This is a genomic window from Stutzerimonas tarimensis, assembly GCF_042648805.1.
Classification (GTDB): domain Bacteria; phylum Pseudomonadota; class Gammaproteobacteria; order Pseudomonadales; family Pseudomonadaceae; genus Azomonas; species Azomonas tarimensis.
The window spans coordinates 189,240-208,923 of the sequence record NZ_JBHRXZ010000024.1; the positions used below are offsets into that span (position 1 = coordinate 189,240).

Annotated in this window: 22 protein-coding genes; 4 read left to right on the forward strand and 18 right to left on the reverse strand. The window is 63.6% G+C overall.

Annotated elements, in window-relative coordinates; all coding sequences use genetic code 11:
• The 9 genes from ACFOMF_RS14725 to ACFOMF_RS14765 all read right to left on the reverse strand — a co-directional run bounded on the left by ACFOMF_RS14725 (position 1) and on the right by ACFOMF_RS14765 (position 8,570).
• A complete protein-coding gene (locus tag ACFOMF_RS14725) occupies positions 1-1,698 on the reverse strand; it encodes a SpoIIE family protein phosphatase (RefSeq protein ID WP_386366207.1) in 1,698 nt (565 codons plus the stop codon).
• On the reverse strand, positions 1,698-2,003 hold the full coding sequence (locus ACFOMF_RS14730; RefSeq protein WP_386366209.1) for an STAS domain-containing protein: 306 nt from the start codon (positions 2,001-2,003) through the stop codon (positions 1,698-1,700). The genes ACFOMF_RS14725 and ACFOMF_RS14730 overlap by 1 nt, the downstream gene beginning before the upstream one ends.
• Before the next feature lie 136 nt (positions 2,004-2,139).
• Positions 2,140-2,589 (reverse strand): flagellar export protein FliJ, encoded by a 450-nt coding sequence (gene fliJ, locus ACFOMF_RS14735; RefSeq protein WP_386366211.1) that lies wholly within the window; start codon positions 2,587-2,589, stop codon positions 2,140-2,142.
• Between the two features lie 11 nt (positions 2,590-2,600).
• Entirely contained in the window at positions 2,601-3,950 is a 1,350-nt protein-coding gene (fliI, locus tag ACFOMF_RS14740) for a flagellar protein export ATPase FliI (protein WP_386366213.1), read from the reverse strand.
• Positions 3,940-4,704 (reverse strand): flagellar assembly protein FliH, encoded by a 765-nt coding sequence (fliH, locus tag ACFOMF_RS14745; RefSeq protein WP_386366215.1) that lies wholly within the window; start codon positions 4,702-4,704, stop codon positions 3,940-3,942. The genes fliI and fliH overlap by 11 nt, the downstream gene beginning before the upstream one ends.
• A 4-nt stretch (positions 4,705-4,708) precedes the next feature.
• Positions 4,709-5,722, reverse strand: a complete 1,014-nt coding sequence (gene fliG / locus ACFOMF_RS14750) for a flagellar motor switch protein FliG (protein WP_386366218.1) — start codon at positions 5,720-5,722, stop codon at positions 4,709-4,711.
• Entirely contained in the window at positions 5,715-7,511 is a 1,797-nt protein-coding gene (gene fliF, locus ACFOMF_RS14755) for a flagellar basal-body MS-ring/collar protein FliF (protein WP_386366220.1), read from the reverse strand. The genes fliG and fliF overlap by 8 nt, the downstream gene beginning before the upstream one ends.
• Positions 7,512-7,525: 14 nt before the next feature.
• Positions 7,526-7,855, reverse strand: a complete 330-nt coding sequence (gene fliE / locus ACFOMF_RS14760) for a flagellar hook-basal body complex protein FliE (RefSeq protein ID WP_386366222.1) — start codon at positions 7,853-7,855, stop codon at positions 7,526-7,528.
• A gap of 73 nt (positions 7,856-7,928) precedes the next feature.
• The gene (locus tag ACFOMF_RS14765) at positions 7,929-8,570 is read right to left on the reverse strand and encodes a hypothetical protein (RefSeq protein WP_386366224.1); all 642 of its coding nucleotides are present in this window, start codon (positions 8,568-8,570) and stop codon (positions 7,929-7,931) included.
• 68 nt (positions 8,571-8,638) lie between these two features.
• Here ACFOMF_RS14765 and ACFOMF_RS14770 point away from each other — a divergent pair, with 68 nt between their 5' ends.
• Complete coding sequence (locus ACFOMF_RS14770; protein ID WP_386366227.1) at positions 8,639-9,823, forward strand: benzoate/H(+) symporter BenE family transporter; 1,185 nt, start codon at positions 8,639-8,641, stop codon at positions 9,821-9,823.
• On the opposite strand, the gene pyrF is transcribed toward ACFOMF_RS14770, so the two are convergent.
• Positions 9,824-10,522: an orotidine-5'-phosphate decarboxylase gene (pyrF, locus tag ACFOMF_RS14775; RefSeq protein WP_386366229.1), complete on the reverse strand. Its 699-nt coding sequence runs from the start codon at positions 10,520-10,522 to the stop codon at positions 9,824-9,826.
• Between the two features lie 98 nt (positions 10,523-10,620).
• On the opposite strand from pyrF, the gene ACFOMF_RS14780 reads away from it, so the two are divergent.
• A complete protein-coding gene (locus tag ACFOMF_RS14780) occupies positions 10,621-10,794 on the forward strand; it encodes a DUF2897 family protein (protein WP_386366231.1) in 174 nt (57 codons plus the stop codon).
• 2 nt (positions 10,795-10,796) lie between these two features.
• On the opposite strand, the gene ACFOMF_RS14785 is transcribed toward ACFOMF_RS14780, so the two are convergent.
• The 4 genes from ACFOMF_RS14785 to ACFOMF_RS14800 all read right to left on the reverse strand — a co-directional run bounded on the left by ACFOMF_RS14785 (position 10,797) and on the right by ACFOMF_RS14800 (position 14,057).
• Positions 10,797-11,294 carry a hypothetical protein gene (locus ACFOMF_RS14785; protein ID WP_386366233.1) on the reverse strand — a complete coding sequence of 166 codons (498 nt, stop codon included), beginning with the start codon at positions 11,292-11,294 and terminating at the stop codon, positions 10,797-10,799.
• 139 nt (positions 11,295-11,433) lie between these two features.
• Positions 11,434-12,255, reverse strand: a complete 822-nt coding sequence (locus ACFOMF_RS14790; protein ID WP_386366235.1) for a substrate-binding periplasmic protein — start codon at positions 12,253-12,255, stop codon at positions 11,434-11,436.
• A 106-nt stretch (positions 12,256-12,361) separates the two neighbouring features.
• The gene (locus ACFOMF_RS14795) at positions 12,362-13,306 is read right to left on the reverse strand and encodes an electron transfer flavoprotein subunit alpha/FixB family protein (RefSeq protein WP_386366237.1); all 945 of its coding nucleotides are present in this window, start codon (positions 13,304-13,306) and stop codon (positions 12,362-12,364) included.
• Position 13,307: 1 nt separating this feature from the next.
• Positions 13,308-14,057: an electron transfer flavoprotein subunit beta/FixA family protein gene (locus ACFOMF_RS14800; protein WP_386366238.1), complete on the reverse strand. Its 750-nt coding sequence runs from the start codon at positions 14,055-14,057 to the stop codon at positions 13,308-13,310.
• A gap of 300 nt (positions 14,058-14,357) precedes the next feature.
• On the opposite strand from ACFOMF_RS14800, the gene ACFOMF_RS14805 reads away from it, so the two are divergent.
• The gene (locus ACFOMF_RS14805; protein ID WP_386366241.1) at positions 14,358-16,013 is read left to right on the forward strand and encodes an electron transfer flavoprotein-ubiquinone oxidoreductase; all 1,656 of its coding nucleotides are present in this window, start codon (positions 14,358-14,360) and stop codon (positions 16,011-16,013) included.
• A gap of 36 nt (positions 16,014-16,049) precedes the next feature.
• Here ACFOMF_RS14805 and ACFOMF_RS14810 read toward each other — a convergent pair whose 3' ends face one another.
• Both ACFOMF_RS14810 and ACFOMF_RS14815 read right to left on the reverse strand, forming a co-directional pair.
• Positions 16,050-16,616: a DUF1285 domain-containing protein gene (locus tag ACFOMF_RS14810; RefSeq protein WP_386366242.1), complete on the reverse strand. Its 567-nt coding sequence runs from the start codon at positions 16,614-16,616 to the stop codon at positions 16,050-16,052.
• Positions 16,617-16,625: 9 nt separating this feature from the next.
• A complete protein-coding gene (locus ACFOMF_RS14815; protein WP_386366244.1) occupies positions 16,626-17,240 on the reverse strand; it encodes a DUF4823 domain-containing protein in 615 nt (204 codons plus the stop codon).
• Positions 17,241-17,346: 106 nt separating this feature from the next.
• Here ACFOMF_RS14815 and ACFOMF_RS14820 point away from each other — a divergent pair, with 106 nt between their 5' ends.
• Positions 17,347-18,480: an aminotransferase class V-fold PLP-dependent enzyme gene (locus ACFOMF_RS14820; RefSeq protein WP_386366246.1), complete on the forward strand. Its 1,134-nt coding sequence runs from the start codon at positions 17,347-17,349 to the stop codon at positions 18,478-18,480.
• Positions 18,481-18,489: 9 nt separating this feature from the next.
• Here ACFOMF_RS14820 and ACFOMF_RS14825 read toward each other — a convergent pair whose 3' ends face one another.
• Both ACFOMF_RS14825 and ACFOMF_RS14830 read right to left on the reverse strand, forming a co-directional pair.
• Entirely contained in the window at positions 18,490-19,275 is a 786-nt protein-coding gene (locus ACFOMF_RS14825; protein ID WP_386366248.1) for a TatD family hydrolase, read from the reverse strand.
• A 45-nt stretch (positions 19,276-19,320) separates the two neighbouring features.
• On the reverse strand, positions 19,321-19,677 hold the full coding sequence (locus ACFOMF_RS14830) for a PilZ domain-containing protein (RefSeq protein ID WP_386366250.1): 357 nt from the start codon (positions 19,675-19,677) through the stop codon (positions 19,321-19,323).
• Positions 19,678-19,684: the final 7 nt, after the last annotated feature.

The window sequence follows — 19,684 nt, forward strand, 5'->3', positions numbered from 1 at the left end:
TCATGTTGGGGAAGTCCAGTTGAAGACAGCACTCAGGGCACTGCCGTCCGCTTCCCATTCGATTCCATCGCTGAGTTCAGTCACCAGCCGCAGACCGCGTCCGCTCAGCGCGACTGGCTCGCACGGACTGGCCAGAGCCTTGCGCACGTCAAAACCGGGGCCGCTATCGGAAAGGCGGACGCGCAATCGTCCGCCACTCGCAGCCGGGGTGAAATCCAGCGCGATGCGCACCTCGCCCTGATCGAGCGTGCGCAGACGCTGCTCTCGCAGTTCGTAATAGCGGGCGAAACCCTCACTGTCACGTTTCAGGCGCGAATCCAGGCCAAGTACCCCATGCTCCAGGGCATTGGCATAGAGCTCGGCCAGAACGGTGTAGACCGCTCCCGCCCGCGGTCTGAGCTCGCGCACCTGCAGCAGAAGCTGCAGGATCAGTGGCAGGGGATTGAAGTTGCGCAGCGTCTCGCCGCGCAACTGCAGTTCAGTGGACCAGTCCAGCGGACCTGCGCTGACCGAGGACAAGCCCGGAAAACTGAGCGGTGTCCAGCTCATCGCCTCGCCAGGGCAGATCTCCACCAGGCTTAGATCATCCTGATGCTCGCCGCGAAACGCGGCCAGCGCATGCTGAATCTCTTCGAACAGTGCCGAGCGGTCGCGGTTGGCCTCCAGCACCGCCAGCAAGCGCGCCTCGCCAAACAGTTCGCCAGAGACGTTACGACTTTCCAGCATGCCATCTGACAACATCAGCAGACGATCACCCGCCTGCAACGAGACCGTCTGCAAGCGCTCGACGAAGCGCCCAGGGTCCAGCACGCCGAGTGGAAGATGCCGTGAACTCAGCGCGATCCGAGTGCCATCCTCGCGCAACAGGTAACCGTCCGGCAGTCCGCCGTTCCAGACACGGAGCAGCCCCTGCGGCATATCGATGTCGAGCAGCATTGCGCAGCAGAATACTTCCACCGGCAGGATGCGCACCAGCTTGGCATTGAGTTCGTGAATGATGTCGGAGCCGGAATAGCCCTTGGCGGCCATGCGGTAGAACGACTCGGCCAGAGGCATGGCCCCGATCGCCGCGGGCAAGCCGTGACCGGTGAAATCGCCCAGCAGCACGAACAGGTGTCCGGCAGGCGATTGCGCGGCGAGCAGCAGGTCGCCGTTGAACAGCGCCAGGGGCGATTGCAGGTAGCGAATATTGGGCGAATCGAGGCAGCCCGTATGCGCGACCTTGTCGAAGATGGTCTTGGCCAGGCGTTGTTCGTGGAGCAATTGCCGGTGCTGCCTGGCGATCAGGTCACGCTGCTCCAGTACCATCGCTTGCAGCAGGCGCAAACGGTTCATCGCCAGGATCTTGGCTTCGAGGATGATCGGGCTGTAGGGCTTTGGCAGAAAATCATCACCGCCGGCCTCCAGGCAGCTGACCAGCGCCTCGCTTTCCGCCAACGACGTCAGAAAGATCAGGGGAACCAGCTCGTCCCCGGCGATGGACTTGATCCGCCGGGATGCATCGAAACCATCCATGACCGGCATCAGCACATCCATCAGCACCAGTTGCGGTCGCTTCTGGCGAAACACCTCTACCGCTTCCTCACCATTGGAAACCGGCAGCGGCTCGTGGCCCTGGCGGCTGAGCAGCGTGCAGAGGATCAGGCGATCCGTGGGGTTGTCATCGGCGACGAGGATCGACAGCCGTGTCGTCGTCATCAGATGATCTCGAACAACTGGTCGAAATTGGACACCATGAGAATCTTGCGCACGTCCGCGCCGGGGTTGAGCAGGCGGATACTGGCCGAGTCGCCTCCAGCATAGTCGCGCAAGAGCAGCAGCATGCCGAGGGCCGAGCTGTCCATGTAAGTGACGCCCTGGAAATTCACCACGTAACGCTGTGGGCGGACATCGGCACCGAGATAAGCGTCGCGAAAAAGCTGATGGGTGCTGTAATCGAAGCGGCCCTGAATGGCGATGGTCAACTCCTGACCATCAGCCGAAGGCTGCGATGTGATGCTCATGAACACTCCTGTATCGGCGGCGAGGCGGCTCACCTGAATGACCCTGGCAACCGCTGCCTGCGGACAGGGCCAATCCGAAGCGATGGAATTCTTTTCAGGCGGCGTTAAATAGCATCACATGCAGCGGCGGGCAACCTCAATGCGGCCGGGACCGCCCCGCCAGTCGCTGGCAGAATTCGTCGAGCATCTTCTGCTCCCGCTTGTCCGCCGCCACCCGCGCCTCCTGCAGGTGCCGCTCCACCAGCTTGCGCAACCCTTCCAGCCGGGCATGACGCTGCTGCCAGTCCTGGCGCAGCTTGGCCAGGTTGTCTCGATGCCACGCGACATTTCGCTGCTGCTGACCAATTGCTGTTTCAAGCTGGCTGAGAAATCGCTGGTAGTTCATCAGCCACTGCCCTGAGACGCCCTGGGAGCCTTCGGTCATCCATTGCTGCTGATAGTCACTGTAGTAACGGTCCAGATCGGCGAGTTTTTCCTGCGCCTGGGTCAGAAGCGTTTGTCCCTGTCCCAGCCGCTTGGCCGACTCCCGCTCCGCGCGTTCGGCCATGTCGATCACCGGTGCCAACCGCTCGGCCTTGCTCGGCATGCCGTCTACTCCTACCGTGCGTTAAGCAGTGAAGACAGACGGCTGGCACTTTGTGCCAGGCCTTCGCTCTCGTTGAGCCCCTGCCGCAGGAAGCCGCCCATCTCCGCCTGACGGGCAATGGCCAGGTCGGTTTCCGGATCGCCGCCGGGCACGTAGGCACCGACGCTGATCAGATCGCGGCTCTGCTGATAGCGTGACCAGAGCTGCTTGAAACGCTGGGCGTTGCGCAAGTGCTCGGCACTGACCACCTGAGGCATGACCCGACTGATCGAGGCCTCTATGTCGATAGCCGGATAATGCCCCTCTTCCGCCAGCCGCCGCGACAGTACGAAGTGTCCGTCGAGCACGCCCCGGGCGGCATCAGCGATGGGATCCTGCTGATCGTCGCCTTCGCTGAGGACAGTGTAGAAGGCGGTGATCGAGCCGCCACCCGCCTCGGCATTGCCGGCCCGCTCCACCAGGCTCGGCAGCTTGGCGAATACCGAAGGCGGGTAACCCTTGGTGGCTGGTGGCTCGCCGATGGCCAGGGCAATCTCACGCTGCGCCTGGGCATAGCGTGTCAGCGAGTCCATCAGCAACAGCACGTTCTTGCCCTTGTCGCGGAAGTATTCGGCGATCCGGGTGCAGTACTGGGCTGCACGCAGGCGCATCAGCGGCGCGTCGTCGGCAGGCGAGGCCACCACCACCGAGCGCTTGATGCTCTCCTCGCCGAGGATATGCTCGATGAACTCCTTCACCTCGCGGCCCCGTTCACCGATCAGGCCGACCACGATGATGTCCGCCTCGGTGAAGCGCGTCATCATCCCCAGCAGTACCGATTTACCGACACCGGTACCGGCGAAAAGGCCCAGACGCTGACCGCGGCCAACCGTGAGCAGGCCGTTGATGGAGCGGATGCCCACGTCCAGTGGAACGCTGATTGGATGACGCTTGAGCGGGTTGATCACCGGCCCGTCCATCGGTACCCAGTCCTCGGCCTTCATCCCGCCCTTGCCGTCCAGGGCACGGCCGGCGCCATCCAGCACGCGGCCGAGCATCGAGGTGCCCATGGGCAGCCGGCCGGTATTGGGCAGCGGCACCACCCGGGCGCCCGGCGCAATACCGCTCAGGCTGCCGACCGGCATCAGGTACAGCTTGCCGGCGGAAAAACCCATGACTTCCGCCTCCACCTGGGTGGGGTGATAGCTATCGTCGTTGATCACCAGGCAGCGGCTGCCGACCGCGGCGCGCAGCCCTTCGGCTTCCAGCGTGAGCCCGACCATGCGCAGCAGACGGCCTTCGAGGATCGGCTTGGCAGGCAGCGCCACGGCTTCGCAATAGCCCTCCAGACGATGGGCGAAGCTGATCCGCTCAAGACGCATGATCGGCGTCCAGGTCGATGTGCAGATCCGCCGCCGGCGGATTGGTCGCGTTTTCCCGCTGATGCTCGAACAGTTGCTCGATGGCCTGCGCCAGGCGGGTCTCGACGCTGGCATCGATGCGGCTATGTTCGGTTTCCACGCGGCAACCGCCGGGCGACAGGCTTTCGTCTTCGAGGATCCGCCAGCGCTCTTCGTGGCGCTCGCGCAGCGCCCGGGCCAATTCGAAATCCTGAGGATTGACGTGGATGCGGATGTTCTCTGCCCCCATTGGTAAAAGCTTGAGCGCCTCGCGCAGCACCGATGTGATCTGGCTCGAGTCGATCAGCAGGTCGCGCCGGATCACCTCCCGTGCCAGATGGCTGAGCAGCGTGATCATCGAGTGCTCGAGGTTACGGTCCTGCTCGGCGATGGGCTCGAGCAACTGGCCCATCAGCCGCTCGAGACTTTTCAGCTTCGGCGTGAGGGCCGCCTCGGCTTCCTGTCGGGCCTTCAGCTGGCCCGCATGAAAGCCGTCGCGCTCGCCGGTGGCGAAGCCTTCGTTGTAAGCCTCCTCACGGATGGCCTCGAGCTCTTCGAGTGTCAAAGGCTTGACGTGCTCGATCTCGACTTCTTCGATCTGGGGCTGTTCCTCTTCGACCGGCACCGGCTCGCTCGGGGTGACCGGCTCTGCGGGCGCGTCGAAGCTGGGCAATGCCCAGCGGTCGAAGATGGCCAGCCCGCGGATCAGGTCGCCGGGATTGTCGTTGTCGCTCATCGGCTCAGATCATCTCGTCGCCGCCCTTGGAGCCAAGGGCGATTTCCCCGGACTCGGCCATGCGACGAGCAATGGTGAGGATTTCCTTCTGGGCATTCTCGACGTCGCTGACGCGCACCGGGCCCTTGGATTCGAGGTCGTCGCGCAGCAACTCGGCGGCACGCTTGGACATATTCTTGAAGATCTTGTCCTTGATGCCGTCGTCAGCCCCTTTCAGCGCCAGCACCAGCACGTCCGAGGAGACCTCGCGCAGCAGCGACTGGATGCCACGGTCGTCGACGTCGATCAGGTTGTCGAAGACAAACATGAGGTCCTCGATCTGGCTGGACAGGTCGGTATCCACCTCGCGTATGGAATCCATCAGCGCCCCTTCGACCGAGCTGTCGAGGTAGTTCATGATGTCGGCCGCGCGCTTGACCCCGCCGAGCGTGGTCCGGCTGGTATTGGAATTGCCCGAGAACTGCTTTTCCAGGATCAGGTTGAGTTCCTTGAGCGCCGCCGGTTGCACAGTGTTCAGGGACGACACCCGCAAGATGATGTCGAGTCGCACCTTGTGGTCGAAATGCGCCAGCACTTCGCCGGCCTGATCAGGATCGAGATAGGCCACCACGATGGCCTGAATCTGCGGGTGCTCGTAACGGATCACGTCAGCGACCGCTCGCGGCTCCATCCACTTGAGGCTGTCCAGACCGCTGGTGTTGCCGCCCAGAAGGATCCGATCGATCAGGCTGCCGGCCTTGTCCTCACCCAGCGCCTGGGTGAGCATCTTGCGGATGTAGCCATCCGAACCTACGCCCAGGCTGGTCTGGTCGCCGACGATCTCGACGAACTCGCTCATCACTCTCTCTACCTGCTCCCGGTGCACGTTACGCATCTGTGCCATGGCGGTGCCGACCTTCTGCACCTCCTTGGGCCCGAGGTGCCGAAGCACTTGCGCCGCATCGGTTTCACCGAGCGATAGCAGGAGAATCGCCGCCTTGTCGACCTTGTTCAGTTTGGCGGGCAGTCTGTCATTCATCAGCATTGATCCACTCTTTGACTACCTGGGCGACACGGCCTGGGTCTTCTGCCACCAGGCTCTTGATCGCATTCAACTGCGCGTCATAACCCTCGCTCGGGCTCGGCAGCATGATGTTCTGCGGCCCGCTCAGGCTCACCCGATCGTTGCGCAGGCCGCCATCCAGGCCACCGCCCATATCGCCCAGATCGACGTCGCCATTGCCGTCGGCCGCCACGTTATTGCCAGGGGCGGCCGTCGAGGTGAGGTTCTTCAACACCGGCCGCAGCACGCCGAACACCAGCACCAGAATGAACAGCACGCCGAGCACCTGCTTGACGATGTCCCAGAACCAGGGCTGCGAATAGAAAGGAATTTCCCCGAACTCTTCGAAATTGTCCGCCATGAACGGCGTATTGATCACGCTCACGCTGTCGCCGCGGCTGGCATCGAAGCCTACCGCATCCTGTACCAGGCGAGTGAAGCGCGCCAGTTCCTCGGCGTTCCAAGGGGTTCGCACGGCTTCACCAGCGGCGTTGATGCGCACCTGGTCATCCACGACCACCGCCACCGACAGGCGACGCAGCCGACCCTGTTGCTGACGGGTATGACTGATGGAACGATCCAGCTCGTAGTTGCGGGTCGCCTGTTCGCGCCGGTCGGAAGGAAACGGCGCCAACATCGGCTGGCCGGTCGCCGGGTCGATGATCTGCTGACCGTTGATATCCACCAGTGGCTGCCCCGGCGCAACCGCGCCCGCGGCGGCCTGCCCCCCGGTCTGCTCCGGCGCGGCGGCGGCACCGGGCGGCTGATTGGCCAGGGCACCCGGGATCCCCTGCGGCCCCTGGCTGCTCTGGCGCTGCTCGTTGAGGCTCTGTTCGCTCCGCAGCGCGGGCTGGTCGGGGTTGAAGGTTTCCGAAGTGGACTCCACGGCGCTGAAGTCGACGTCAGCAGAGACTTCGGCCTTGTAGCGGCCGTTGCCCAGCGCGGGCAGGAGGATGTTGTGAACGCGCTGGGTGTAAAGGCTTTCCAGGCGGCGAGAATGATCGAACTGCTTGCCAGCCATGGTCAGTTCGGAAAGCTGCTGCTGGTCCGACAGCAGGTTGCCCTTCTGGTCCACGACCGTGACCTGCTCCTTGGACAGCTCCGGCACGCTCGTCGCCACCAGATTGACGATCGCCATCACCTGGCTTGGCTCCAGGGTACGGCCGGCGTACATCTCCACCAGCACGGAGGCGGTGGGCTTGCGCTCGTCGCGAACGAATACCGAACTCTTGGGGATCGCCAGGTGAACCCGCACACCCTTGACGTTGTTCAAGCTCGCGATGGTGCGTGCGAGCTCGCCTTCGAGACCGCGGCGATAGCGGGCCGCCTCCATGAACTGACTGGTGCCCAGACCCTGCTCGCGATCGAGGATCTCGAAGCCGACGTTATTGTCGCTCGGCGCGATGCCGGCGCTGGCCAGCGCGAGCCGGGCACGCCCGAGATCGTCGGCCTTGACCAGCAAGGCGCCCGAATTGGGCTCGACGGTGTAGCGGATGTTGGCTGCCGACAGGTTGTCCATGACCTGCTTGGCGTCCATCCCGGTGAGGCTCGGCAGCAAGGGACGATAATCGGGCTGCTGCGACCAGAGCACCACGGCAAAGCCGATCGCCACGCTCGCCGCCAGGCCGACCAGCAGGCCAATCTGGCGCAGCATGGGCATGTCGGAGAGATTTTCCAGAAACGACAGGCCCAGCAGGGGCTTCTTCGGCTCGTTCGAATTCGCGGTGGTCGGGACGGGGACATTCGGGGTCGCTGCATCAGCCATGACTCAAACTCACCTCAAACCGGCATCTGCATGATGTCTTGATAGGCCTGGACCAGCTTGTTGCGAACCTGGGTGGCGGCCTGGAAGGAAATACTGGCTTTCTGCGACGCGATCATCACCTCGGTGAGATCGACACCGCCCTGGCCCATCTCGAAGGCGGTCGCCATCTGGCCGGCCGCCTGCTGGGTTTCGTGCACCTTGCCGATGGCCTGACCCAGCATGTCGGAGAACTTGGGGGTCTCCGCCGCCTCGGCTACCGCTTCAGGCTTGGCACGAGCCATGGCCTCCATTTGCATGGAGCGCATTTCCAGCATCAAGCGATTGAATTGGACACCCTGGCTCATATCACCTCCGGCCTGCGCATGTTTTTTGACGCCTTGCGTCACGCAGGAGGGATTAAGCAAGGGCGATGCCAGGTCAGGCGGAACTCTGGTGACCTGCCTCGCGTGCCGCGCGGAAGAATACCAGCGCCATGGCCAGTTGGGCACCAAGCAGGGGTAACAGCGCCGGCAGCAGCAGGATCAGCGAGGCCAGCATCAGCCCGCCGACGATGTTCAACCAGGCCAGGGCGCGCAGGCTCGGATAGCCCTTGCGCAATGCCAGCAGGCGTAACCCCAGCCAGGCGAGGCAGAGGCCCTGGGCAGCGAGCAGGAGGAGAAAGCCCAGCTGCCAGCCGCTGCTCAGCACCAACCGGTCCGCCATCAGCAATTCCAGCGCTTCGCCGACAAGACCGAACAGGATTACCAGCCAGACCGGCCAGCCCACCCCTCGAGCGGCAAAGCAACGCTCGACGAATTCCTTGAAGCGGATCAGCAGGAAAGTTTCCAGCAGCACCAGGACCAGGCGCAGCCAGAAGGCCGCGCGCTGCAGGACGAGATCGGCCGTGGCGCTCGCCACCAACCCCAGGCTGAGCAGCGCGAGCGTACCGATCATCGCGGCCAGGCACAGCAGCGCCAGCATCCGCAGGCGGCCGGGGGACCAGCCAGCGGCACGGTGTACAGCGCCGCTCTCGTCGACCAGCTTCGCCCGCGGCGTGGTGTAGGGGTTTTCCGGTTGCATCAAATCTCCTGTAGGTACAGCATTTCGCCCCTTGCACCAGCGCGCCCGCCGATCATCCAGGACTCCGCATGACCAGCCACGCCACGCTCCGCCCGCTGGCGGACTCCTCCCCTTCGACACTGATAGCCGGCTTTGTTGCCATGCTGACCGCCTACACCAGCTCCCTGGTGCTGATGTTCCAGGCCGGTCAGGGTGCCGGGTTGAGCAGCGGCCAGATCGCTTCCTGGATCTGGTCGCTGTCGATCGGCATGGCCCTGTGCAGTGTGCTCTTGTCGCTGCGCTACAGAGCGCCGATCGTGGTGGCCTGGTCGACCCCCGGCGCGGCACTGCTGATCTCAAGCCTGCCCACCGTACCCTATGGTGAAGCGATCGGCGCCTTCATCGCGACTTCGGTGCTGATCGTGGTGTGCGGGATCACAGGCAGTTTCGAGCGCATCATGCGAGTGATTCCCCCTTCGCTGGCAGCTGCCCTGCTGGCCGGCATCCTCTTTCGCATCGGTCTGGAAATCTGCCGGGCAATGGAAATCCAGCCCCTGCTGGTATTCGGTATGTTCATCACCTATCTGCTGGCCCGGCGCTGGGCGGCGCGCTACGCGGTGCTCGCAGCACTGTCGCTGGGCTCCATGCTGGCCTACAGCCAGGGCCTGGTGGACTTTTCCGGGGTTAGTCTCGAACTGGCCACACCGGTCTGGACCACACCGGCATTCTCCGTGGCCGCGATGATCAGCATCGGCTTGCCGCTCTTTGTCGTCGCCATTGCCTCACAGAACATGCCTGGGCTGGCGGTACTACGGGCCGAAGGCTATCAGGCGCCCGCCTCGCCGTTGCTCACGGTCACCGGCCTGGCTTCGATAGTCCTGGCACCCTTCGGTAGCCATGGAGTTCATCTCGCGGCTATCACCATGGCGATCTGCAGCGGCCCGCAGGCCCATCCGGATCCCGCCCGGCGCTACACCGCAGCCATGTGGTGTGGCCTTCTCTGCGGAGTCGTCGGCCTGTTCGGCGCCACCCTGGCTGCGCTGTTCGCAGCCTTCCCCCAGGCGCTGGTGTTGTCCATCGCGGCGCTGGCCTTGCTCGGCTCCATCAGCGCAGGACTGACGCAGGCGATGAGTGAGCCAAGCGAGCGAGAGGCGGCGCTGGTGACCTTTCTGGTCACCGCATCGGGCCTGACCCTGTGGAACATCGGTTCGGCGGTCTGGGCGCTGGTCGCCGGCCTGCTGACCCTGCTGATCTGTCGCCGCCGCCCGCGCTAGTCAGCCAGCCAGCCCAGCCACGAGTGCGGCCAGCGCCTCGGCAGGATCCACTGCACCGGTGATAGGCCGCCCGATCACCAGGTAGTCGGCTCCCGCCTGACGGGCTTCGGCGGGCGTCAGGATGCGCCGCTGATCATCCTGCACACTGCCGGCCGGGCGAATGCCCGGCGTCACCAACGCCAGCCGTGGCAGGCTTGCCTTGATCGCCCTGGCTTCCTGTGCCGAACACACCAGGCCATCGAGGCCGGCGCGATCAGCCAGGGCGGCCAGCCGCATCACCTGCTGGGCCGGGTCGAGATCCAGGCCGATGTCCGCCAGATCGCTCTGCTCCATGCTGGTCAGGACCGTCACCCCAATCAGCAGGGGCTGTTCGCCGCTACGCTGGTCCAGTACCTCACGGCACGCCGCCATCATGCGCAACCCGCCAGAACAATGCACATTGACCATCCACACCCCGAGCTCGGCGGCCGCTTTCACCGCCATGGCCGTGGTATTGGGAATGTCGTGGAATTTGAGGTCCAGAAAGACTTCAAACCCCCTATCATGCAAGGACTCGACGACGGCTGGCCCGCATCGGGTGAACAGCTCCTTGCCTACCTTCACGCGGCACAGCGCGGGGTCCAGCTGGCCCGCCATGGCCAATGCGGCATCACGGGAAGGAAAATCGAGCGCTACGACAATCGGGGTCTGGCAGGCCATGGGGCACCTCGGCTGAAAACGGCGCGCATTGTCGCAAAAACCCCCAGGCGCGGCGACCCTCATCCAGACGCCGCGCCGCTGTATCGAAGGAGTGCATCATGCCCTGGTATATCTGGTTGATCATGTTCGCGGTACTGGGCTCCATCGTCGGCAGCCTGCTGCTGCTGCGTTCGACCGCACGAAAGATTCCCCTGACGGAAGAACAGAAGCAGCGAATCGCCGAGCGCAATGCAAGGCTGGACGCTGAAGACGCCAAGGAAGCGAAACGCTGAGCTCAGCGACGAAACTCGATCATGATCTCCGCGCCGGTGATGTCGTCGTCAAATTCACCGGCGATCAACCGCCCACCAAACTGGACGGGCGCAGGCGGGACTTGCCGCTCGAACAGCGGCGGCAGCAGCTGGAGGGGAGTCGAAGACTGGCCCATCGCCAACTGCTCGCCCCACTGCTCCGGCAGGCTCAGGTCCAACGGAGGCTGTGCCGTTTCCACCTCCGCAAGGGCGGCCGGCTTGGCGACGGGTGACTTCTTTGGTGTGGTATCCGGAGCCAGAACGACCTTATCTTCAGGCTCCACAGCAGGTGCTCCAGGCGCTGGCGGCACCTCGGGCACCTGCGCCGGAGCGACCATCGTCTCGCCCAGTGGAGGCAGACCGATGGGCGAAGCCGGAACCTCGGCTTCGGGCTCGACCGGCGGCACCTCGACTTCAACCTGACGGTCATCACATGCTGCCAGGGCCAGCGCCAGCAACATCAGGGCAATCCGAGCGTTCACGTTCGATGCCTCGCAAACTGGAAGAAAGAAGCCGACACGCAACGTTGCGTATCGGCGACAGATCGCTCCCTCAGGCCCGCTTGGGGGCGCTACTCCAATCGTGCAGCCTGCAATAACGACTCCGGTGCTACCCACCGGTTCAGAGGTTTTCCTCGCCCTCGGCCTCGTCAGTCCCCCGCTGCTGATCCAGCCAGCGCTCGAGGTTTTCCGCCAGCAGCTTCTGCGGCACTCCCCCAGCTCGCAGCTCAGTCATCTTCAGCGCCAGTTGGCCGCGCAGCCACGCGTCGTTGCAGGCCGAATTGTGCGAGATCGCCAAATGCATGCCTTGCGCCAGAACCGGAGGTGCCAGCACTTCGACTTCATCGATGAGGCCGGCCGATGCCACGGCAGCGATACCGGAATAACGCTCGTGCAGCACGTAATCAACCTTTCCCGCGACCAGCTCGTTCAGCGCAGCCGGCAGATCCGTGGCGCGGTCAAGCGAGAGGTAGGCCTTGGAGAACGCTTCGAACTGCTGCCCCAGGGCTTCCTGCCCCACCCAAACGCCGCGGCGGCCAGCCAGGTGCTCGCGGCCCGCGTAATAACGAGTGTCGCCCTGCCTGACCCAGGGATGCAACTGCAATTCGGTAACTGCCGGATGCACGTAATCGAATTGTTCGAGCCGCTCGCTGAGGAGCGTTGCATCTACCAGCAGATCGACACGGCCGTCGCGAGCCTCCTCCAGAGCACGACCGGCGTCGCCGGTGTGCAGCATCACCAACTTCAGCTCCAGGGCATCGGCCAGGCGTTTCAGCAGATCGGCATTGGCACCGATCAGCCGGTCCGGCTGATCAGGATCGCGCCAGAGGAACGGCGGATTCTCCTCCGCGCCAGTCGCGATCAGTCGATCGCACTTCCCGGCCGCTACCGCTGCCGAAGAGGCCAGGCCCAGGGATGCCATGAGGGCTACGGCGAGTCGCATGAGAGCTCCTTGAGCAACTAACAGGGGGCCGATAGTAGCACCGGCAACCGCCCGCTCATGAAAAAGCCCGCCGAAGCGGGCCTTTCAGGAGCGAGCGATACGAGCCTCAGACCAGGCGCTCGAGCTCCGGAAGAATCTCGAACAGATCGCCCACCAGGCCGTAGTCGGCCACCTGGAAAATCGGAGCCTCCTCATCCTTGTTGATCGCCACGATCACCTTGGACCCGCTCATACCCGCCAGGTGCTGAATGGCGCCGGAGATGCCCACCGCGATGTACAGCTGCGGCGCGACGATCTTGCCGGTCTGGCCGACCTGCATGTCGTTGGGCACAAAGCCGGCATCCACGGCCGCACGCGAGGCGCCGACGGCAGCGCCGAGCTTGTCGGCCAGCTTGTAGAGCATCTCGAAGTTCTCACCGCTCTGCATGCCACGGCCGCCCGATACCACCACCTTTGCCGCGCCGAGCTCGGGACGGTCGGACTTGGCCAGCTCTTCGCCTACAAAGCTGGAAAGGCCGGCATCGCCCTGGCTGGCCAGCGATTCGATGCTGGCCGAGCCGCCTTCGGCATTCACGGCGTCAAAGCCGGTAGCACGCACGGTGATCACCTTGACCGCGGCGCTCGATTGCACCGTGGCGATGGCGTTGCCAGCATAGATCGGACGCTTGAAAGTGTCCGGGCTTTCTACCGACACGATCTCGGAGATCTGATCGACGTCGAGCATCGCCGCCACGCGAGGCAGGAAGTTCTTGCCGTTGGTGGTGGCCGCCGCCAGCACGTGCGAGTAGCCGCTGGCCAGGCCGGCGATCAATGGCGCGACGTTTTCCGGCAACTGGTTGGCATAGGCCGCGTCATCGGCGACCAGCACCTTGCTCACGCCTTCGATCTTCGCCGCCGCCTCGCCGATGGCGCCGCAACCTGCACCGGCAACCAGTACATGGATGTCGCCGCCAGGGGCCTGGGTGGCAATGCGCTGGGCCGCCGCGACGGCATTGAGCGTCGTCGCTGCCAGGATCACATTGTTGTGTTCTGCGATTACCAGAATTGCCATGTCAGATCACCTTCGCCTCGTTCTTCAGTTTCTCCACCAGCTCGGCCACCGAGCCCACCTTGATGCCGGCGCTACGCGCGGCAGGTGCCTCGACCTTGAGCGTCTTGAGGGTGGAGCCAGTGGACACGCCGAGGGCGCCGGGGGTCAGGGTCTCGAGCGGCTTCTTCTTGGCCTTCATGATATTGGGCAGCGAGGCGTAGCGCGGCTCGTTCAGACGCAGATCGGTAGTCACGACCGCCGGCAGGTTCAATACCACGGTCTGCAGGCCGCCATCGATCTCGCGGATGACCTTGAGCTTACCGTCTTCAACCTCGACCTTGGAGGCAAAGGTACCCTGGGCGAACCCACCCAGCGCTGCAAGCATCTGCCCGGTCTGGTTGTTGTCGCTGTCGATGGACTGCTTGCCGAGAATGACAAGCTGCGGCTGCTCCTTGTCCGCCACTGCCTTCAGCAGCTTGGCCACAGCCAGGGAGCTCAGCTCCTCCGAGCTTTCGACCAGAATGGCCCGATCGGCACCGAGCGCCAGAGCTGTCCGCAGTTGCTCCTGCGCCTGGGTCGGCCCCACCGAAACCGCAACGATCTCGGTCGCGATACCGCGCTCCTTCAGGCGCACCGCCTCTTCCACGGCGATCTCGCAGAACGGGTTCATGGACATCTTCACATTGGCCAGTTCGACCGCAGAATTGTCCGGCTTGACCCTTACCTTGACGTTGTAGTCAACGACGCGTTTGACAGCTACAAGAACCTTCATGGATTCCTCGTCTTTCGATGAATGGGACGCCGCCAGGGCGGACCGGGCCGGAACGACATGACCTGCAATGACAGGTGTCCCGCTGGCGCTGAGGTGCCCGTATCTTGACCGCACGCCGGGGGAGGGTCAATAAAACAAGTTCCACTTTAAATGGCGCGGATTTCCGGCCATCTTCGCGCTGTCGGATGGCAATCCGGAGCATCGAACTGGATCAAAATCGACGGACCTATATAATGCCCCGTCGCGGCTGACTCACGGATGAACAGCCTTTTATATAAGAAAGCCGAGTGGGAGATGCCTATGGAACGCGAATACATGGAATTCGACGTGGTCGTGGTCGGCGCCGGGCCTGCCGGCCTCGCCGCAGCCTGCCGTCTCAAGCAAAGGGCTGCCGACGCAGGGCAGGATATCAGCGTCTGTGTCGTCGAAAAGGGTTCCGAAGTAGGCGCGCATATCCTCTCCGGCGCAGTGTTCGAGCCGCGCGCGCTGAGCGAACTGTTCCCGGACTGGCAGGCGCTGGGCGCCCCTCTCGAGACGCCAGTGCTGCGCGACGACATTTATCTGCTGAAAGGCCCCGATGCCGCTCGCAAGGTGCCCGATGCGCTGGTCCCCAAGACCATGCACAACCAGGGCAACTACATCATTTCCCTGGGCAACCTGTGCCGGTGGCTAGCCCAGCAGGCGGAAAACCTCGGGGTCGAGATCTACCCGGGATTCGCCGCCCAGGAGCCGTTGATCGATGATAACGGTGTGGTCCGGGGAATCATTACCGGCGACCTGGGGATCGACCGTGAAGGCAACCCCAAGGACGGCATCTATACTCCCGGCATGGAGCTGCGCGGCAAGTACACCCTGTTCGCCGAAGGCTGCCGTGGGCATATCGGCAAGCAGCTGATCCAGCGTTTCCAGCTCAACGCCCAGGCCGATCCACAACACTACGCCATCGGCATCAAGGAACTCTGGGAGGTCGATCCGGCCAAGCATGAGCAGGGGCTGGTGGTACACACCGCTGGCTGGCCCCTGGACAAGGAAAACCCCGGCGGTTCCTTCCTTTATCACCTGGAGAACAACCAGGTGGTGGTGGGCCTGATCGTCGACCTCTCCTATAGCAACCCTTACCTGTCGCCCTTCGACGAGTTCCAGCGCTACAAGCACCACCCGGTGATCCGCCAGTATCTCGAGGGCGGTACCCGACTGTCCTATGGTGCCCGGGCCATCACCAAGGGCGGCTTGAACAGCCTGCCGAAGATGACCTTCAAGGGCGGCCTGCTGATCGGCTGCGATGCTGGCACCCTGAACTTCGCCAAGATCAAGGGCAGCCATACCGCGATGAAGTCGGGCATGCTCGCCGCCGAGACCATCGCCGATGCCCTGTTCGCCGGCGACGAGGGCGGCGCTGAACTGAGTGCCTACGAGCAGGCGTTCAAGAAAAGCTGGGTATACGAAGAGCTCTACGGCAGCCGCAATTTCGGTCCGGCAATCCACAAGTGGGGATCGGTGTTGGGCGGCGCCTTCAATTTCATCGACCAGAACCTTTTCGGCGGCAAGATACCCTTCACCCTGCGCGACACCCGCCCCGATTACGCTCAGCTCAAGACCGCGGCGCAATCGCAGAAAATCGACTACCCCAAGCCCGATGGCAAACTCAGCTTCGACAAGCTGAGCTCGGTGTTTCTGTCGAACACCAATCATGAGGAGGATCAGCCGATCCACCTCAAGCTCAGCGACCCGAACATCCCCATCGCGCAGAACCTGCCCAAATATGACGAGCCCGCCCAGCGTTACTGCCCGGCAGGGGTCTATGAGGTGGTCACTGCCGACGATGGTGCCAAGCGCTTCCAGATCAATGCGCAGAACTGCGTCCACTGCAAGACCTGCGACATCAAGGATCCGGCCCAGAACATCACCTGGGTAGCGCCCGAGGGCACAGGCGGGCCGAACTACCCGAACATGTGATGTGGGAGGGCCGCGCGCAGCTGCGCGGCCCGCTGGCTAGACTTCCCCGATAGGGAAAAACACCTCGTCGCTGCAGACGCCAAGCCAGCGTTTGCCCTGCTCTTCACGCTCCACCGCGTGCTCGACCATTTCATAGAAGGGAGTGCGCTGGATTAGCGCCTCGAGCCCGGCACGCACATGTATGTAGGGCCTCGGCTCGCCACTTTGCTTATCGGTGACCACCCGGACCGGGTGATCCGCCCCCGCCACCACCTCGTCCCCTGCATTGGTCGTGAAGCGCAGACGCTGCGTCACCCCACCTTCGATCTGCACCGAGACCGCCTGAAAAGGGGCATCGTCCACCTCGATGCCAACCTTCTCCACGGGCGTGACCAGGAAGTACCGATCCCCGTCGCGACGAAGCACCCGGGAAAACAGCCGAACCATGGCCGCACGTTGCAGCGGCATGCCCTGATAATGCCAGGAGCCGTCGCGGGCGATTCGCATATCGATGTCGCCACAGAAAGGCGGGTCCCACAGGTGGACCGGCGGCAGGCCCGCCTCGCCTGGAATCTGCTCAAGCAGTTGCGCGACCTTAGGATCGCCAGGTGACGAATCTTTCATGCTTCCTCCCTACCCTGAGAGCCCGAGCAGCCGCTGCGCATATTGCTGAAAGGGGCGCAGCAGCAGGTCCTCGGGCCTGGTGTCATAGATGGATAGAAGACCACCACGAACCCGGATGCGTGCGGTATCGACCAGATATCCCGTCCCGATTTCGATCAGCATCAGTTGTACCACACCCGAGTCCACGCCCAGGCGGTTGGCTGCGCGCTGCTCGTTCCACTCCTCGTAAGTTCCAATGCGGTCATCGGCACTGGCAAAGCGGCTGTACAGGATATAGTGCGAGCCTGCGTGACGCCCTTGCTCCAGCGCTTCTTCGAGCCCCAGGGGCTGGGCCGCTCGGCGAACCCGCGGGAAGTATTCGACAAATCCTGTAAATGCCGAATCCGCAACCACATTTGGCCGCGGATAGGCCTCACCGGCCGGGACGAAGTGGCCCTGGGCGATGAATATCGCTGAGTCAGCCTGCAATCGCCAGCCACTCGAACGCTGCGCCACGCTGTGATCGAGCAGCCCGACGTCGCGCAGGTGCTGCCGCGAGACCTCGGCCATATCGCTCACCTTCATGCAGCCCCCGAGCAGGCACACCCAGAGCCCCAGGCCCAGCCCCCGGAAAATCACCCGCATTGCGTCTCTCCTGCCGGTGTCGAATTCCCGGCGCACTCCCCCGCGTTTGCAGAAATCGCGCCAGCAGCGGTTATGATCGGGGGGAGCCCTACCGCCAGGAGTACAGATGAACAACCATGCCGATGAATTTCCTCTCACGCCGGGACTGCATTATCTGAACCATGCGGCGGTGGCTCCCTGGCCACGCCGTGCCGCGCAGGCGGTGGCGGCTTTCGCCGAGCAGAACATGCAGACCGGGGCGCGCGACTACCCCATATGGCTGCAGGTGGAGCAGCGGTTGCGCAATCGCCTGAGACGCCTGCTGAATGCGCCGAGCAGCGACGATCTGGCATTGGTGAAAAACACCTCCGAGGCGTTGTCTTTCGTCGCGTTCGGCCTGGACTGGAATCCCGGTGATCAGGTCATCATCAGTGACGAGGAATTTCCCTCCAACCGGGTGGTGTGGGAGGCGCTGGCACCTCGGGGAGTCGAGGTGATCGAGGTCAGCCTATTAGGCCCGGATCCCGAACAGAACCTCCTCGCCGCCGTTGGCCCCCGGACCCGGTTGCTGTCGATCAGCGCGGTGCAGTACGCCAGCGGGCTGCGCCTGGACCTCGAGCGGCTCGGCATGGGCTGCGAGCGGCGCGGGGTTCTCTTCTGCATCGACGCAATCCAGCAGCTCGGTGCGCTTCCCTTCGACGTGCAAACAAGTCGCTGCGCCTTCGCCATGGCAGACGGCCACAAGTGGATGCTCGGGCCGGAGGGACTTGGCGTCTTCTACTGCAGGCAAGATCTGCGCGAGCAACTCAGGTTGCACGAGTATGGTTGGCACATGCTCGAGCATGCCGGGGACTACGATCGCCGCGACTGGCAGCCGGCACGAAGTTCCCGTCGTTTCGAATGCGGCAGCCCCAACCTGCTTGGATGCATGGCGTTGGAGGCGAGCCTGTCACTGCTTGAAGAGGTGGGCATGGAGTCGGTGGCCAGGATGCTCGGCGAACGGGTCGAGCAACTGCAGCAAGGCCTCAGGCGTATCTCCGGTGTCGAGTTGCTCAGTCCTTCTGATTCGGCTCGCCGGGCCGGGATCCTGACCTTCCGGATGAGCGACTGGAGCAATGAGGCGCTCTTCGCGCGGCTCAAGTCCGAGCAGGTGGTCTGCGCACAGCGGGGCGGCGGAATTCGCTTCTCCCCGCACTTCTATACCCCCACCGAGGTGATCGAGGACAGCCTTGCCCTGATCCGATCCCTGGCCCGTGGCTGAGGCCATCGATCAGGTGCCGACGCGGGCCAGCGGAAAGAGGCGCTTGAAGTTCCGTGTGGTCTGCTCGGCGAAGCTCTCGTAGGGCACGCCACGCAACTCGGCGAGAAAGGCCGCCACCTCACGCACGTACTGCGGCAGATTGGGCTTGCCACGATAAGGCACCGGCGCAAGGTAGGGCGCATCGGTCTCCACCAGCAGGCGATCGGCAGGCACCTGCCGCGCCACCTCACGCAGGGCGTCGGCGTTGCGAAAGGTCACGATGCCAGATAGCGAAATGTAGAAGCCCATGTCCAACGCTGCACGAGCCATCTCCCAGTCTTCGGTGAAACAGTGCAGCACGCCGGCCTGAGGAAGCGCGGCCTCGCGCAGGAGCGCCAGCGTGTCGGCCCGAGCCTCGCGGGTATGCACGATAACCGGCTTTCCTGTTACCCGAGCGGCTTCGAGATGCAGCTGGAACGACGCCTGCTGCATGAAGGCGGATTCGGGCTCATAGTGGTAGTCCAGGCCGGTCTCGCCGATCGCCACGGCATGCGGATGCCGCAGTTCATCCAGCAGCCAGTCGAGCCTCGGCTCGGCACCTGCCTGCAGATCAAGAGGATGCACGCCGATGGAGCAATCCACGTCCGCGTAGCGCGCGGTCAGTTGCTTGACCGCCGCCGCATTGTCCGTGCTGACACCAATACATAGAAAATGACCGACACCGCGCTCGCGTGCCGCCTGCAAGGCTCCGTCGAGCGAGCCTTGGTGGGCAGCCAGATCCAGGCGATCCAGATGGCAGTGGGAATCTACAAGCATCAGGGCATCCGCGGCGGCGCCGCAACAATCATCGAGCCGTGCGGCTCACATGGTGTGGGTTGACCGATCCGACTTGAGCGCACCGGCGAGATAGGTCTCGATTTTATTCCGAGCCGGGCTGTCGGCATCGTTGAACTGTACCCCGATACCCGCGGCGCGATTGCCTTGAGCGCCCTTGGGCGTGATCCAGACCACCTTGCCTGCCACCGGGATTTTCTCGGGCTCGTCCATGAGGCTCAACAGCATGAAGACTTCGTCGCCGAGCCGGTAGGTCTTGTTGGTGGGGATGAACAGCCCCCCATGTTTGATGAACGGCATGTAGGCCGCGTAGAGGACGGACTTGTCCTTGATGGTAAGCGAGAGAATTCCATTTCGCGGGCCCAAGTTAGGCGGCAGGTTCATGTGTCCT

What these genes read in the sequence shown, in the direction of transcription:
- ACFOMF_RS14795 (WP_386366237.1), bottom strand. Translation starts at nt 13,306, where the DNA reads ATGGCAATTCTGGTAATCGCAGAACACAACAATGTGATCCTGGCAGCG.
- ACFOMF_RS14790 (WP_386366235.1), bottom strand. Translation starts at nt 12,255, where the DNA reads ATGCGACTCGCCGTAGCCCTCATGGCATCCCTGGGCCTGGCCTCTTCG.
- fliI (WP_386366213.1), bottom strand. Translation starts at nt 3,950, where the DNA reads ATGCGTCTTGAGCGGATCAGCTTCGCCCATCGTCTGGAGGGCTATTGC.
- pyrF (WP_386366229.1), bottom strand. Translation starts at nt 10,522, where the DNA reads ATGGCCTGCCAGACCCCGATTGTCGTAGCGCTCGATTTTCCTTCCCGT.
- fliG (WP_386366218.1), bottom strand. Translation starts at nt 5,722, where the DNA reads ATGAATGACAGACTGCCCGCCAAACTGAACAAGGTCGACAAGGCGGCG.
- ACFOMF_RS14725 (WP_386366207.1), bottom strand. Translation starts at nt 1,698, where the DNA reads ATGACGACGACACGGCTGTCGATCCTCGTCGCCGATGACAACCCCACG.
- ACFOMF_RS14830 (WP_386366250.1), bottom strand. Translation starts at nt 19,677, where the DNA reads ATGAACCTGCCGCCTAACTTGGGCCCGCGAAATGGAATTCTCTCGCTT.
- ACFOMF_RS14815 (WP_386366244.1), bottom strand. Translation starts at nt 17,240, where the DNA reads ATGCGGGTGATTTTCCGGGGGCTGGGCCTGGGGCTCTGGGTGTGCCTG.
- fliE (WP_386366222.1), bottom strand. Translation starts at nt 7,855, where the DNA reads ATGAGCCAGGGTGTCCAATTCAATCGCTTGATGCTGGAAATGCGCTCC.
- ACFOMF_RS14810 (WP_386366242.1), bottom strand. Translation starts at nt 16,616, where the DNA reads ATGAAAGATTCGTCACCTGGCGATCCTAAGGTCGCGCAACTGCTTGAG.
- ACFOMF_RS14780 (WP_386366231.1), top strand. Translation starts at nt 10,621, where the DNA reads ATGCCCTGGTATATCTGGTTGATCATGTTCGCGGTACTGGGCTCCATC.
- fliJ (WP_386366211.1), bottom strand. Translation starts at nt 2,589, where the DNA reads ATGCCGAGCAAGGCCGAGCGGTTGGCACCGGTGATCGACATGGCCGAA.
- ACFOMF_RS14765 (WP_386366224.1), bottom strand. Translation starts at nt 8,570, where the DNA reads ATGCAACCGGAAAACCCCTACACCACGCCGCGGGCGAAGCTGGTCGAC.
- ACFOMF_RS14825 (WP_386366248.1), bottom strand. Translation starts at nt 19,275, where the DNA reads ATGCTTGTAGATTCCCACTGCCATCTGGATCGCCTGGATCTGGCTGCC.
- ACFOMF_RS14800 (WP_386366238.1), bottom strand. Translation starts at nt 14,057, where the DNA reads ATGAAGGTTCTTGTAGCTGTCAAACGCGTCGTTGACTACAACGTCAAG.
- fliH (WP_386366215.1), bottom strand. Translation starts at nt 4,704, where the DNA reads ATGAGCGACAACGACAATCCCGGCGACCTGATCCGCGGGCTGGCCATC.
- fliF (WP_386366220.1), bottom strand. Translation starts at nt 7,511, where the DNA reads ATGGCTGATGCAGCGACCCCGAATGTCCCCGTCCCGACCACCGCGAAT.
- ACFOMF_RS14770 (WP_386366227.1), top strand. Translation starts at nt 8,639, where the DNA reads ATGACCAGCCACGCCACGCTCCGCCCGCTGGCGGACTCCTCCCCTTCG.
- ACFOMF_RS14730 (WP_386366209.1), bottom strand. Translation starts at nt 2,003, where the DNA reads ATGAGCATCACATCGCAGCCTTCGGCTGATGGTCAGGAGTTGACCATC.
- ACFOMF_RS14820 (WP_386366246.1), top strand. Translation starts at nt 17,347, where the DNA reads ATGAACAACCATGCCGATGAATTTCCTCTCACGCCGGGACTGCATTAT.
- ACFOMF_RS14805 (WP_386366241.1), top strand. Translation starts at nt 14,358, where the DNA reads ATGGAACGCGAATACATGGAATTCGACGTGGTCGTGGTCGGCGCCGGG.